Origin of the sequence: Mycobacterium sp. E3198 (genome assembly GCF_001667015.1) — a bacterium.
In the GTDB taxonomy this organism is placed as follows: domain Bacteria; phylum Actinomycetota; class Actinomycetes; order Mycobacteriales; family Mycobacteriaceae; genus Mycobacterium.
The window spans coordinates 68,635-81,440 of record NZ_LZIS01000027.1 but is presented as its reverse complement, the minus strand read 5'-3'; the positions used below and the strand labels follow the sequence as shown (position 1 = coordinate 81,440).

Genomic DNA, 12,806 nt, shown 5'->3' with positions numbered 1-12,806 from the left:
CCGATTCTCGCAACAGTTTCACGCTCGGCGATCTAGGGCGCCGCCAGCCGGTCGGCGGTGGCGACCACCCGGCGCGCCAGGTGATCGAGCGCGTTTTGCGTGGACTCGTCGAACTCATCGATGTTGTCGTGGGTGGACACCAGGCTCACGCCGTACGGGTTGCCGTCGACGAACTTGACCGGATCGGTGTATCCCGGCGGCACGATGATGCCGCCGAAATGCATCAGGGTGATGTAGAGCGCGAGCAGGGTCGTCTCCTGCCCGCCGTGCAGCGTGTTGGACGACGTGAATCCCGCATAGACCTTGTCGGCGAGCTTGCCTTGGGCCCACAGTCCGCCCAGCGAGTCGAGGAAGGCGCGCAATTGCGCGGCGGGAGAACCGAAGCGGGTCGGCGAGCCGAAGATCACCGCGTCGGCCCACACGATGTCGTCGCTGGCGGCCGCGGGGAGGTCCTTGGTCGCTTCGTAATTCGCGGTCCACGCCGGGTTGTGCGCGAACGATTGCGGGTCCTGGGTTTCGGCGACGTGCCGCAGGCGCACCTCGGCGCCCGCCGACTCGGCCACCGCCGCGACGCGCCGGGCCATCGCGGTGCCGTGGCCCGTGGCCGAGTAGTAGATGATCGCGAGCTTGGTCATGGGGAAAGCCTAGGCATGCCGCGGTCAGGCGCCGCCGATGCGGAGCGCACGTCGTGTGAAACTCCTGGCAATCCGATGTCAGCCGCGCTGCGGGTGCCGCCGCCGAACGTCGGCTGCGCCTCGATGACCTGCACTTTCAGACCCGCACGGGCGCAGATCACGGCCGCGGTGAGGCCGTTGGGCCCGCTGCCGACTACGGTCACGTCCAAGGTGGCGGCCACCCGTCAATGACAGCCGATAGGCTGGCCGCGTGAATCTGCCTGTTGTACTCATTGCCGACAAACTCGCCGAATCAACCGTCGCCGCCCTGGGGGACCAGGTCGAGGTGCGCTGGGTCGACGGGCCCGACCGGCCGAAGCTGCTGGCGGCCGTGCCCGAGGCCGACGCGCTGCTGGTGCGGTCGGCCACCACCGTCGACGCCGAGGTGCTCGCGGCGGCTCCCAAGCTGAAGATCGTGGCCCGCGCCGGCGTCGGCCTGGACAACGTCGACGTCGACGCCGCGACGGCGCGCGGGGTGCTGGTGGTCAACGCCCCCACGTCGAACATTCACAGCGCCGCCGAACACGCGATGGCGCTGCTGCTGTCCGCCGCGCGTGAAATCCCGGCGGCCGATGCCACGCTGCGCGAGCACACCTGGAAGCGGTCGAAGTTCTCGGGCACCGAGATTTTCGGCAAGACGGTCGGCGTCGTGGGGTTGGGCCGGATCGGGCAGTTGTTCGCGCAACGGATCGCGGCCTTCGGCACCCACGTGGTCGCCTACGACCCGTACGTGCCGGCGGCCCGGGCCGCGCAACTCGGCATCGAGCTGCTGTCGCTGGACGATCTGCTGGGCCGCGCCGACTTCATCTCGGTGCATCTGCCGAAGACGCCGGAGACCGCGGGGCTGATCGACAAGGAGGCACTGGCGAAGACCAAGCCGGGCGTCATCATCGTCAACGCGGCGCGCGGCGGCCTGGTGGACGAGGCCGCGCTGGCCGAGGCCGTGAACAGCGGGCAGGTGCGCGCCGCCGGCCTCGACGTGTTCTCCACCGAACCCTGCACCGACAGCCCGCTTTTCGAGCTGCCACAGGTGGTGGTCACCCCGCATCTGGGGGCGTCCACCGCCGAGGCGCAGGACCGGGCCGGCACCGACGTGGCCGAAAGCGTGCGGCTGGCCCTGGCCGGCGAGTTCGTTCCCGACGCCGTCAACGTCGGCGGCGGCGTGGTCAACGAGGAAGTGGCGCCCTGGCTGGACCTGGCACGCAAGCTCGGCGTGCTGGTCGCCACGCTGTCCGATGCGCCGCCGGTGTCGTTGTCGGTGCAGGTGCGCGGCGAGCTCGCCGCCGAAGACGTTGAGGTGCTGAAGCTTTCGGCGCTGCGGGGGCTGTTCTCGGCCGTCGTCGAGGGGCCGGTGACGTTCGTCAACGCGCCGGCGCTGGCCGCCGAACGCGGGGTGTCCGCCGAGATCTCGACGGCCTCCGAAAGCCCCAACTACCGCAGCATGGTCGACGTGCGGGGCGTGGCCCACGACGGTACGGCCGTCAACGTCGCCGGCACGCTGGCCGGGACGCAGCAAGTGCAGAAGATCGTGCAGATCAACGGCCGCCACTTCGATCTGCGCGCCGAAGGGACCAACCTGATCGTCCACTACGTCGACCAGCCGGGGGCGTTGGGCAAGATCGGCACCCTGCTCGGCGGCGCCGGGGTGAACATCCACGCGGCCCAACTGTCCGAGGACGCCGAGGGTCCGTTCGCGACGATCCTGTTGCGCGTCGACCAGGACGTGCCGGAGGACGTGCGGTCGGCGATCGCGGCCGCGGTGAGCGCCAAGAAACTCGAAGTGGTTGACCTGTCGTGAAACTCGCGGTGATCGGCGGCGACGGGATCGGGCCGGAGGTGGTGGCCGAGGCCGTCAAGGTCCTCGACGCGGTGGTGCCGGGCGTGGACAAGACCTCCTACGACCTCGGCGCCCGCCGGTTCCACGCCACGGGCGAGTTGCTGCCGGACTCCGTGCTCGCCGAGTTGCGTGAGCATGACGCCATCCTGCTCGGCGCGGTCGGCGATCCGTCGGTGCCCAGCGGCGTGCTGGAGCGAGGGCTGTTGCTGCGCCTGCGCTTTGAGCTGGACCACCACGTGAACCTGCGACCGGGGCGGCTGTACAAGGGCGTGAGCAGTCCGCTCGCGGGCAATCCCGATATCGATTTCGTCGTGGTCCGCGAGGGCACCGAGGGGCCCTACACGGGCAACGGCGGCGCGATTCGCGCCGGAACACCCCACGAGGTGGCCACCGAGGTCAGCCTGAACACCGCGTTCGGCGTGCGTCGGGTGGTGCAGTACGCGTTCGAGCGGGCGATGTTGCGCCGCAAGCACCTGACGCTGGTGCACAAGAACAACGTGCTCACGTTCGCGGGCAAGCTGTGGACGCGGATCGTGGCCGAGGTCGGCGAGGAATATCCCGACGTCGAGGTCGCGTACCAACACGTCGACGCCGCCACCATCTTCATGGTCACCGACCCCGGCCGCTTCGACGTGATCGTCACCGACAACCTGTTCGGCGACATCATCACCGACCTGTCCGCGGCGGTGTGTGGCGGAATCGGCTTGGCCGCCAGCGGAAACATCGACGCCACCCGGACCAACCCGTCGATGTTCGAGCCGGTGCACGGGAGCGCACCCGACATCGCCGGTCAGGGCATCGCGGATCCGACCGCGGCCATCATGTCGGTGGCGCTGCTGCTCGACCACCTCGGCGAGGAGGAGGCCGCCGCCCGGGTGGACCGTGCCGTCGAGAAGTATCTGGCGACTCGCGGGAACGAACGGCGCGCCACCAGCGAAGTCGGCGAACGGATCGCCGCCGGGCTCTAGTCTCCAATCCGGGTGGCAGCAACCGGATCGGCACCAACGGCACCGCGGCCAGCGGGAACAGCCCGCACAGCGCCCACGCCGGCGGGTACCTCGCCGCGCTGATCAGCACGCCGAACAGCGGGGGACCGACGGCGGCCACCACCCGCTGGGTGGTGTTCTGGATGCCCAGCGCGCGCCCGCTCCAGAACGGACCGGCGAATTCGGTGATGGCCGTTGCCTCGAGCCCGTTGTCGAGCACCGCGATCACCGCGATCGCGACCATAAGCGCGATGTCGAATCGCGAGTCCACCAGGTCCGAGAGCGCGAGCAGGAAAAGGGTCAACGCGGCCGCCGTGGCGATGACGGCGACGGGTTGCATGCGTGAGCCGATGCGATCGGACCAGCGGCCGACCGCGATGCGGCCCACCGCGCCGAGCAGCTGCGCAAGCGTCACCAGGCCGCCGGCCGCGGCGACCGACCAGTGGTGGTGGTTGATCAACCAGACCAGCATGAAGGTGACCGTCACCGTCTGCGGCATCATGAGCAGGCCCGCGACCGCGTGAATGCGCCACAGCACCGAGGACCCGCGATACGGGCTGCCCAGTTCGGATTCCGTGGCCGCCCTGCGGGATTTTCGCGGCGGGTTCACGACGCCGACCGCGCTGACCGCGGCCGCGGCGCCGCACACGAAGGCGGGAAACATCAGCCCCGCGTGCGGGCCGCGCTCGGCCAGCTCCGGCATCACCAGCGCGCCCACCGCGATTCCCAGCGGTTGAGCGGTCTGGCGGATGCCCATGGCCAGGCCGCGTTGCTGCGGCGGGAACCACCCGGCCACGAGTCGCCCGCCGGCGGTGTTGCAGCTCGCGGCGGCCATGCCACCCAGGAACAGGTAGACGCCGACCCAGACCATCGAATGGACCGATGCCGCGGCGTAGGCCGCGGCCGAGGTCAGCGCCGAACCCGCGGTCAGCACGATCCGCTCGCCCACGCGGTCGGTGACGTAGCCCCACAGCACCAGGGTGACGACCATGCCCCAGCTGGGCATCGACGACAACAGGCTCGCTTCCGTCAGTGCGATCCGGCGCCGGTCCTCCAGCGACGGGATCAAAAACGCGATGCCGTTGATGAAGAGGAAGGAACTGGCCGTCACGAACAGCGAGACGACCATCACCCTCCAGCGCGCTCCCGCGCCGAGCGTGGCGTCGCCCTTCGGCATCAATCCATGCTTGCACAGGGTCGGCGCCCGGGGCCGGAACCCGGGTGGCCCGCTATTTCCGATGGTGGCGGCCCGCAGCGCCCGGTCCCCCGCAAGCGGGTGGTGCCCCCAGCGCCGCGCTCGCGACCGCCACTAGGCTGCAACGAATGCGCCTTGGTCGAATCGCCAGCCCGGACGGTGTCGCCTTCGTCAGCATCGAGGGCGAGCTGGACGATCCCGCCGGGATGATCGCGCGGGAGATCGCCGAGCACCCGTTCGGCACGCCGAACTTCACCGGCCGGTCCTGGCCGCTGGCCGACGTGCGGCTGCTGGCCCCGATCCTGGCCGGCAAGGTCGTCTGCGTCGGCAAGAACTACGCCGATCACATCGCGGAAATGAGCGGCTTCGCGACGGGCCCGGCGGCGGCGGACCCGATCATCTTCCTCAAGCCCAACACCGCGATCATCGGGCCCAACGTACCGATCCGGTTGCCCGCCAACGCCTCACCCGTGCACTTCGAGGGCGAGCTGGCCGCCGTCATCGGCCGGCCGTGCAAGGACGTGCCCGCCGCCCAGGCGGCCGACAACATCCTCGGCTACACCATCGCCAACGACGTGTCGGCGCGCGACCAACAACAGGCCGACGGCCAATGGACCCGCGCCAAGGGCCATGACACCTTCTGCCCGGTCGGGCCGTGGATCGTCACCGACGTCGATCCGGCGGACCTCGAGCTGCGCACCGAGGTCAACCGCGAGGTGAAGCAACACAGCCGCACCTCGCTGATGATCCACGACGTCGGGGCCATCGTGGAGTGGATCTCGGCGGTGATGACCCTGCTGCCGGGCGACCTCATCCTCACCGGAACGCCCGCGGGCGTCGGTCCCATCGAGGACGGCGACACGGTCTCCGTCACGATCGAGGGCATCGGCAGCCTCGTCAATCCCGTTGTCCGCAAAGGAAAATCGTGACAGTCCGAGTCCGGTTCTGCCCGTCGCCGACCGGCACCCCGCACGTCGGGATGGTCCGCACCGCGCTGTTCAATTGGGCCTACGCCCGACACACCGGCGGCACCTTCGTGTTTCGCATCGAGGACACCGACGCCCAGCGCGACACCGAGGAAAGCTACCTGGCGCTGCTCGACGCGCTGCGCTGGCTCGGCCTCGACTGGGACGAGGGGCCCGAGGTCGGCGGTCCGCACGGCCCGTACCGCCAGTCGCAGCGCACCGAGATCTACCGAGACGTGGTGGCCAGGCTGCTCGAGGCCGGGGAGGCCTACTACGCGTTCTCGACGCCGGAGGAGGTCGAGGCCCGCCACATCGCCGCCGGCCGCAATCCCAAGCTGGGGTACGACAACTTCGACCGGCAGCTCACCGACTCCCAGCGCGCGGCGTTTCTGGCCGAGGGACGCCAGCCGGTGGTGCGGTTGCGGATGCCCGACGACGACCTCGGCTGGGACGACCTGGTGCGCGGGCCGACCACGTTCGCGGCGGGCAGCGTGCCCGATTTCGCCCTGACCCGCGCGACGGGAGATCCGTTGTACACGTTGGTGAACCCGGTCGACGACGCGCTGATGAAGATCACCCACGTGCTGCGCGGCGAGGACCTGCTGCCGTCGACCCCGCGCCAGCTCGCCCTGTATCGGGCGATGATCCGGATCGGGGTCGCCGAACGCACCCCGCAATTCGCACACCTGCCAACGGTATTGGGGGAGGGCACCAAGAAGCTCTCCAAGCGCGACCCGCAGTCCAACCTGTTCGCGCACCGCGACCGGGGCTTCATCCCGGAGGGCTTGCTGAATTACCTTGCGCTGCTGGGCTGGGCGATCGCCGACGATCGCGACCTGTTCAGCCTCGACGAAATGGTGGCCGCTTTCGACGTCGTCGACGTCAATTCCAACCCGGCCCGATTCGACCAGAAGAAGGCCGACGCACTGAACGCCGAGCACATCCGGATGCTCGATGTGGCCGACTTCACCGGTCGCCTCCGCGAGTACCTGGACACCCACGGCCACCGGGTCCCGCTCGACGACGCCGGATTCGCCACGGCCGCCGAACTGGTGCAGACCCGCATCGTCGTCCTCGGCGATGCGTGGGACCTGCTGAAGTTCCTCAACGACGACGACTACGCGATCGATCCCAAGGCCGCCGCCAAGGAGCTCGGACCCGACGGCATCGCGGTGTTGGACGCGGCGCTGCGGGCGCTGGACGGCGTGACGGACTGGAACACGGCACAGATCGAGCAGGCCCTCAAGACCGCGCTCATCGACAACCTGGGGCTCAAACCGCGCAAGGCGTTCGGCCCGATCCGGGTCGCCGCGACGGGAACGACGATCAGCCCGCCGTTGTTCGAATCATTGGAACTGCTGGGCCGCGACCGTAGCGTGGCGCGCTTGCGGGCGGCGCGCGACGACGCGGCCTGAGTTTTTGGTAGTCTGCACTGCGGTTCACAACGGCCGTCTACGGCTGGCCACCCGGGGTGCGCTAGACTGCAGAACCGTTGTGACCAGCGGTTTTAGGCCGCAAATGGGGTATGGTGTAATTGGCAACACAGCTGATTCTGGTTCAGCCATTCTAGGTTCGAGTCCTGGTACCCCAGCAAGACTGCAGCACGAACAGCGATTAGGTCGCCCTTCTGGGGTGAGCTATGCTGGCAGCTCGGATCGGTTCTGGCCCCGTCGTCTAGCGGCCTAGGACGCCGCCCTCTCACGGCGGTAGCGTGGGTTCGAATCCCATCGGGGCTACAAAATCTCTTGGCCGGTCCGCAGTGCGGCCGGCGCCGTCGATCCGCCCACCGGCATCGGCGGCAAGCCGAGCTTGCGGTGATCCCACGAGCGCGCGCGGCGGGCGACGATGCGCACGCACACGCGCTTGTTCATCATCTGCTCGACGAAGGGCTTCATCTCGTCGGTGTAGGGGCCCGTGTAGCGCTCGAAGACGCTGACCCCGACCCGGTGCGCGACGTCGGGATCGTCGACGATCTCCGCGACGCCCTCGAAGGACACCCCGCGCAGCGTGTCGTAGGTGTCGCCGTCCTCGATCAAAAAGCTCACCCGCGGGTCGCGGGTCAGGTTGATCGCCTTCTGCGACTTCGCCTTGGTCTCGAGCCAGACCTCGCCGTCGACGACGGCGTACCACATCGCGGTCAGGTGCGGCTGGCCGTCGGGGCCGACGGTGGCCAGCGTGCCGGTGCGGCTCTTCACGACGAAGTCGGCGATCTCGTCTTCGGACATGACGATGCTCGCGCGCTGATTGGTTCCCATGGCGGTCAGTGTGTCAGGTTGCTTTTCGGTGTGCGTGCAGGGCGCCCTGAACGCACACTCGGTGCCCTGGATACACGCTCGGCGCCGCCAGTGCACGTGTGAACCGGTGCGTGTGCACTGGAGGCTTTGAGTGTGCGCTGAGGGCGGGGATTGTGCGATGTGGGCGCCCGGGACGCACACTCGCGCGCGCCGCTAGAGCCGGCGGGTGAGCGCGTCCGCGGCCGACAGCAGATCGGCGGCCCAGCGGGCCCCGGGGCGCCGGCCGATCCGGTCGACGGGTCCCGACACGGAGATCGCCGCGACGACCACACCGCGGTTGTCGCGCACCGGCGCCGACACGCTCGCCACACCGGGCTCGCGCTCGGCCACGCTTTGCGCCCAGCCGCGCCGGCGCACGTCGGCCAGCGTCCGGTCGGTGAATTTCGCCGCCGGCAATACGGCTTTCTGCGTGGCGGCGTCGGCATAGGCGAGCAGGACCTTGGCCCCGGAACCCGCCGTCATCGGTAACCGCGCACCGACCGGAACCGTATCGCGAAGACCCGCAGCCGGTTCCAGGGCGGCCACGCAGACCCGCGAGGTGCCCTCGCGGCGATACAACTGGATGCTCTCGCCGGTCCTCTCGCGCAACGCGGGCAGCACGGCCGCGCTCGCGGCCAGCAGCGGGTCGTTGACCCGGGCCGCCAGTTCGGTGACCGCCGGGCCCAACCCCCAGCGCCCCGCGTCGTCGCGCGCGAGTAGCCGATGGACCTCAAGGGCGGCGGCCAGCCGGTAGGCGGTGGCCCGCGGCAGCCCGGTCCGCTCGCACAGTTCGGCCAACCCACAGGGGGATTCCGCGATCGTGTGCAGCACGACCACCGCTTTGTCCAGGACGCCGATGCCGCTATGCTGTCTCATAAGGAGATACTAGCGTCTCATATTCTGAGATACCGCGAAAGACCGAACGAAGGCGAATTCGAGATGGGATCCGACAAACCGCGCACCCTGGCCGAAAAGGTCTGGGACGACCACGTTGTGGTTCCAGGCGGCGAAGCCGAACAGGCAGATGCCCCCGACCTGATCTACATCGATCTGCATCTGGTGCACGAGGTCACCAGCCCGCAGGCCTTCGACGGGCTCCGTCTGGCCGGCCGGGGAGTGCGACGCCCCGACCTGACGCTGGCCACCGAGGACCACAACGTGCCCACGGTCGACATCGACAAGCCGATCGCCGACCCCGTCTCGCGCACACAGGTCGAGACGTTGCGCCGCAACTGCGCCGAATTCGGCGTCGAGCTCTACCCGATGGGCGACATCGAGCAGGGCATCGTGCATGTCGTCGGTCCGCAGTTGGGCCTCACGCAGCCGGGCATGACGATCGTCTGTGGCGATAGTCACACGTCCACGCACGGCGCATTCGGCGCGCTGGCCATGGGGATTGGCACCTCGGAGGTCGAGCACGTGCTGGCCACCCAGACCCTGCCGTTGCGTCCCTTCAAGACGATGGCGGTCAATGTCGACGGCACGCTGCCCGCCGGCGTGACCGCCAAGGACATCATCCTCGCGCTGATCGCGAAGATCGGCACCGGCGGTGGGCAGGGTCACGTCATCGAATACCGGGGCAGCGCCATCGAATCGCTGTCCATGGAAGGCCGGATGACGGTCTGCAACATGAGCATCGAGGCCGGGGCCCGGGCGGGCATGGTGGCGCCGGACGAGACGACCTACGAATTCCTGCGCGGGCGCCCGCACGCGCCCACCGGCGCGCAATGGGATGCCGCCCTCGAGTACTGGCGGCGGCTGCGCACCGACCCCGGCGCCGTCTTCGACACCGAGGTCTATCTCGACGCGGCCTCGCTGAGCCCGTTCGTGACGTGGGGGACGAATCCCGGCCAGGGGGTGCCCCTGGCCGCGGCCGTGCCCGACCCCGAGTTGATCGGTGACGACGGCGAGCGACAGGCCGCCGAGAAAGCCTTGGCGTACATGGACCTTCGGCCCGGGACGCCGATGCGCGACATCGGCGTCGACGCCGTGTTCGTCGGCTCTTGTACCAATGGTCGTATCGAAGACCTGCGCGCGGTGGCCGACGTGTTGCGCGGGCGCACGGTCGCCCCGGGGGTGCGCATGCTGGTCGTGCCGGGCTCCATGCGGGTGCGCGCGCAGGCGGAGGCGGAAGGGCTGGGCGAGATCTTCACCGCCGCCGGCGCCGAATGGCGCCAGGCGGGATGCTCGATGTGCCTGGGCATGAACCCCGATCAGCTGTCGCCGGGGGAGCGGTGCGCCGCGACGTCCAACCGCAACTTCGAAGGGCGGCAGGGCAAAGGCGGGCGCACGCATCTGGTGTCGCCGGCCGTCGCCGCCGCAACAGCGGTGCGGGGCAGGCTGTCCGCGCCGGCCGACTTGCACGCCAACTGACTTTCGAATCGAGGACGGAAATGGAAGCCTTTCGCACCCACACGGGTATCGGCGTGCCGCTGCGGCGGTCCAATGTCGACACCGATCAGATCATTCCAGCCGCGTTTTTGAAACGCGTTACCCGAACCGGTTTCGAGGATGGATTGTTCGCCACGTGGCGTTCCGATCCCTCATTCGTGCTCAATCTCAGCCCCTTTGACCGCGGCTCGGTTCTGGTCGCGGGACCCGATTTCGGCACCGGATCATCGCGCGAGCATGCGGTGTGGGCGCTCATGGACTACGGGTTCCGGGTCGTCATCTCGTCTCGATTCGGTGACATTTTTCGGGGCAACGCCGGCAAGGCGGGCCTGCTCGCCGCCGAAGTTTCTGCCGACGGCGTGGAACTCCTTTGGAAGCTCATCGAGGGCAACCCGGGCTTGGAAATCACTGCCAATCTTCAAGATCGAAATATCACCGCCGGAACGACGGTGCTGCCGTTCAAGATTGACGACCATACGGCCTACCGACTGCTCGAGGGTCTCGATGATATAGCCCTTACGCTGCGGAAACTCGACAACATCGAGGCCTTCGAGGCGGCGCGCCCACAGTGGAAACCGCACACTTCGCCCGCCTCCTGAACGGTCGATCGGGACCGATTTTCTTCTCGGTCGGCTAAGTAAACCCCGCCGATTTCGGTGTCCCGCCACCGGTCAAGGGCGGCAACCGGATTGCGAAAAGTTCCGTCGTTCGGTCTGCGAAATTGCGCGTGGCTCTTGGAAATTTGCTGGGTGAGGGTTTACCGTGTCCACTAGTCGGTTCCCAAAACGAGGACCACTAGCTTCGGAGGGTTTGGATGAACAAAGCAGAGCTCATAGATGTGCTCACACAGAAATTGGGCTCGGACCGTCGGCAGGCGACCGCTGCCGTCGAGAATGTTGTCGACACCATTGTGCGTGCGGTGCACAAGGGCGACAGCGTCACCATTACCGGTTTCGGTGTGTTCGAGCAGCGGCGGCGCGCGGCGCGCGTGGCCCGCAACCCGCGTACCGGCGAGACGGTAAAGGTAAAGCCGACATCGGTTCCCGCGTTCCGGCCCGGTGCTCAATTCAAAGCGGTTGTGTCTGGCGCGCAGCGCCTCCCGTCGGAAGGACCAGCAGTGAAGCGTGGTGTTGTGGCAGGCGGCGCGGTCAAGAAGGCCGCCGCTAAGAAGGCTCCGGCCAAGAAGGCTGCCGCCAAGAAGGCTCCGGCCAAGAAGGCGGCCGCCAAGAAGGCTCCGGCCAAGAAGGCCGCGGTGAAGAAGGCTCCGGCCAAGAAGGCCGCGGTGAAGAAGGCTCCGGCCAAGAAGGCCGCGGTGAAGAAGGCTCCCGCCAAGAAGGCCGCAGCCAAGAGGGCGCCGGCCAAGAAGGCCGCGAGCAAGGCTCCCGCGCGCAAGGCTCCGGCCAAGAAGGCCACCGCGCGGCGCGGCCGCCGGTAAGAAGTTCCGATACGCGGATACCCTTCGGGGTGGCAGCAACGCCACCCGGAGGGTATTCGCGTGTCAGGCGCGCACGTTAGCGGCCAGTGCGCCGCCGATGTGGTCGGCCGATACCAGCCGGCCGCCGGCTAGCGACAGCACCCACGTACTGCCCTTGTGGTTGCGGGATTTATCGGCACGGACTCCGTCGCGTTCGCACCACCAGGCGATCAGGTCCGGAATCACCTTGCCCTGCGTGCAAATCACCGGGGTGCCGCCCTGTCTGGCGATGTCCAGCATCCGGTGCCGGGCGCGCTTGGGGTTCTTGGCGTAGGACTCCTCGGTGAGGGCGGGCTCGTTGTGCACGCTCACACCGAGCTCTTCGGCGAGCGGTGCGACCGTCTGGTGACAACGGAGCCGGTCGGCCGCGTACACGTCGGAGGCGCCGAAGGCGAGCAGTTGCGGCACCAGGGCTTCGGCCTGGGCGCGTCCCCGCTTATCCAGCGGTCGTTTGGTGTCGTCGCCGGAAAAGCGCGACTTTCTGCCGGCGGTGCCGTGCCGGACCACCAGCACCGTTTGCGTTTCGGCGGGCTGTTTCGCGAAGTGGCGCAGCATCTTTCGGTCGTGCGGGTAGGTGAGTCTGTCCTTGGCTTCGGCGATCGGCAACCAGATCAGTTGGTCGACCTCGCTGCCCGGCGTGAATTCGCCGCCGGTGCTGCGTGCCGCCCAGTAGTGGACCTTCTTGACGCCCTGCTCGATCGGGTAGCTCACCACGTCAAGCCGCCGGCCGAGGATGGCGCCGTGACCGGTCTCCTCGAGCACCTCGCGCACGGCCGCCACGGGCGCCGTCTCGCCGGGATCCACCTTGCCCTTGGGCAGCGACCAGTCGTCGTATCGGGGGCGATGGATGAGCGCGACGTCGAGGCCCGGGTTGCCGGAATCCGCGGGTCGCCACAGCACAGCGCCCGCGGCGTAGACGACCCGACTCCCCGAGCGCCGATTGGCGGACGAGTTCTGGGTTGGCAACTCAACTCCTGCAGGTCAATTCGGCGAGGTGCGCACGGCCGTGCG

11 protein-coding genes, 2 tRNA genes and 2 pseudogenes are annotated in these 12,806 nt (G+C 68.5%); 9 read left to right on the top strand and 6 right to left on the bottom strand.

Features of this window, described 5'->3' with window-relative positions:
* Nucleotides 1–32: 32 nt before the first annotated feature.
* Nucleotides 33–635 (bottom strand): NAD(P)H:quinone oxidoreductase, encoded by a 603-nt coding sequence (wrbA, locus tag A5673_RS04095; protein WP_068227347.1) that lies wholly within the window; start codon nt 633–635, stop codon nt 33–35.
* Between the two features lie 38 nt (nt 636–673).
* Nucleotides 674–844, bottom strand: a pseudogene (locus A5673_RS04090) (FAD-dependent oxidoreductase); the annotation flags it as partial.
* Between the two features lie 41 nt (nt 845–885).
* Here A5673_RS04090 and serA point away from each other — a divergent pair.
* Nucleotides 886–2,472 (top strand): phosphoglycerate dehydrogenase, encoded by a 1,587-nt coding sequence (gene serA / locus A5673_RS04085; RefSeq protein WP_068227343.1) that lies wholly within the window; start codon nt 886–888, stop codon nt 2,470–2,472.
* Entirely contained in the window at nt 2,469–3,479 is a 1,011-nt protein-coding gene (locus tag A5673_RS04080; protein WP_068227341.1) for a 3-isopropylmalate dehydrogenase, read from the top strand. Before serA ends, A5673_RS04080 begins: the two co-directional genes overlap by 4 nt.
* Nucleotides 3,480–3,612: 133 nt before the next feature.
* Here the strand turns inward: A5673_RS04080 and A5673_RS28105 are convergent.
* Nucleotides 3,613–4,626: pseudogene (locus tag A5673_RS28105) on the bottom strand (MFS transporter); the annotation flags it as partial.
* A gap of 194 nt (nt 4,627–4,820) precedes the next feature.
* Here A5673_RS28105 and A5673_RS04075 point away from each other — a divergent pair.
* The 4 genes from A5673_RS04075 (at nt 4,821) to A5673_RS04060 (ending at nt 7,393) form a co-directional block, all read left to right on the top strand.
* On the top strand, nt 4,821–5,621 hold the full coding sequence (locus A5673_RS04075) for a fumarylacetoacetate hydrolase family protein (protein WP_068227339.1): 801 nt from the start codon (nt 4,821–4,823) through the stop codon (nt 5,619–5,621).
* Entirely contained in the window at nt 5,615–7,072 is a 1,458-nt protein-coding gene (gene gltX, locus A5673_RS04070; RefSeq protein ID WP_156747839.1) for a glutamate--tRNA ligase, read from the top strand. Before A5673_RS04075 ends, gltX begins: the two co-directional genes overlap by 7 nt.
* 104 nt (nt 7,073–7,176) lie before the next feature.
* Nucleotides 7,177–7,248, top strand: a tRNA-Gln gene (locus A5673_RS04065).
* A gap of 72 nt (nt 7,249–7,320) precedes the next feature.
* A tRNA-Glu gene (locus A5673_RS04060) sits at nt 7,321–7,393 on the top strand.
* Here the strand turns inward: A5673_RS04060 and A5673_RS04055 are convergent.
* Both A5673_RS04055 and A5673_RS04050 read right to left on the bottom strand, forming a co-directional pair.
* A complete protein-coding gene (locus tag A5673_RS04055; RefSeq protein WP_068227335.1) occupies nt 7,391–7,912 on the bottom strand; it encodes a pyridoxamine 5'-phosphate oxidase family protein in 522 nt (173 codons plus the stop codon). The two genes, A5673_RS04060 and A5673_RS04055, sit on opposite strands and share 3 nt — an antisense overlap.
* Nucleotides 7,913–8,104: 192 nt before the next feature.
* Complete coding sequence (locus A5673_RS04050) at nt 8,105–8,806, bottom strand: IclR family transcriptional regulator (RefSeq protein ID WP_068227333.1); 702 nt, start codon at nt 8,804–8,806, stop codon at nt 8,105–8,107.
* A gap of 63 nt (nt 8,807–8,869) precedes the next feature.
* Here A5673_RS04050 and leuC point away from each other — a divergent pair, with 63 nt between their 5' ends.
* The 3 genes from leuC (at nt 8,870) to A5673_RS04035 (ending at nt 11,756) form a co-directional block, all read left to right on the top strand.
* A complete protein-coding gene (leuC, locus tag A5673_RS04045; protein WP_068227331.1) occupies nt 8,870–10,303 on the top strand; it encodes a 3-isopropylmalate dehydratase large subunit in 1,434 nt (477 codons plus the stop codon).
* A 20-nt stretch (nt 10,304–10,323) separates the two neighbouring features.
* Nucleotides 10,324–10,920 (top strand): 3-isopropylmalate dehydratase small subunit, encoded by a 597-nt coding sequence (leuD, locus tag A5673_RS04040; RefSeq protein WP_068227328.1) that lies wholly within the window; start codon nt 10,324–10,326, stop codon nt 10,918–10,920.
* 215 nt (nt 10,921–11,135) lie between these two features.
* On the top strand, nt 11,136–11,756 hold the full coding sequence (locus A5673_RS04035; RefSeq protein ID WP_068227326.1) for an HU family DNA-binding protein: 621 nt from the start codon (nt 11,136–11,138) through the stop codon (nt 11,754–11,756).
* A 63-nt stretch (nt 11,757–11,819) separates the two neighbouring features.
* Here the strand turns inward: A5673_RS04035 and A5673_RS04030 are convergent, their stop codons facing one another.
* Nucleotides 11,820–12,761 carry an NUDIX hydrolase gene (locus A5673_RS04030; RefSeq protein ID WP_068227324.1) on the bottom strand — a complete coding sequence of 314 codons (942 nt, stop codon included), beginning with the start codon at nt 12,759–12,761 and terminating at the stop codon, nt 11,820–11,822.
* Nucleotides 12,762–12,806 lie beyond the last annotated feature (45 nt).

Coding starts and splice junctions, on each gene's coding strand:
- wrbA (WP_068227347.1), bottom strand. CDS start 635: ATGACCAAGCTCGCGATCATCTACTACTCGGCCACGGGCCACGGCACC.
- A5673_RS04075 (WP_068227339.1), top strand. CDS start 4,821: ATGCGCCTTGGTCGAATCGCCAGCCCGGACGGTGTCGCCTTCGTCAGC.
- A5673_RS04055 (WP_068227335.1), bottom strand. CDS start 7,912: ATGGGAACCAATCAGCGCGCGAGCATCGTCATGTCCGAAGACGAGATC.
- A5673_RS04050 (WP_068227333.1), bottom strand. CDS start 8,806: ATGAGACAGCATAGCGGCATCGGCGTCCTGGACAAAGCGGTGGTCGTG.
- leuC (WP_068227331.1), top strand. CDS start 8,870: ATGGGATCCGACAAACCGCGCACCCTGGCCGAAAAGGTCTGGGACGAC.
- leuD (WP_068227328.1), top strand. CDS start 10,324: ATGGAAGCCTTTCGCACCCACACGGGTATCGGCGTGCCGCTGCGGCGG.
- A5673_RS04035 (WP_068227326.1), top strand. CDS start 11,136: ATGAACAAAGCAGAGCTCATAGATGTGCTCACACAGAAATTGGGCTCG.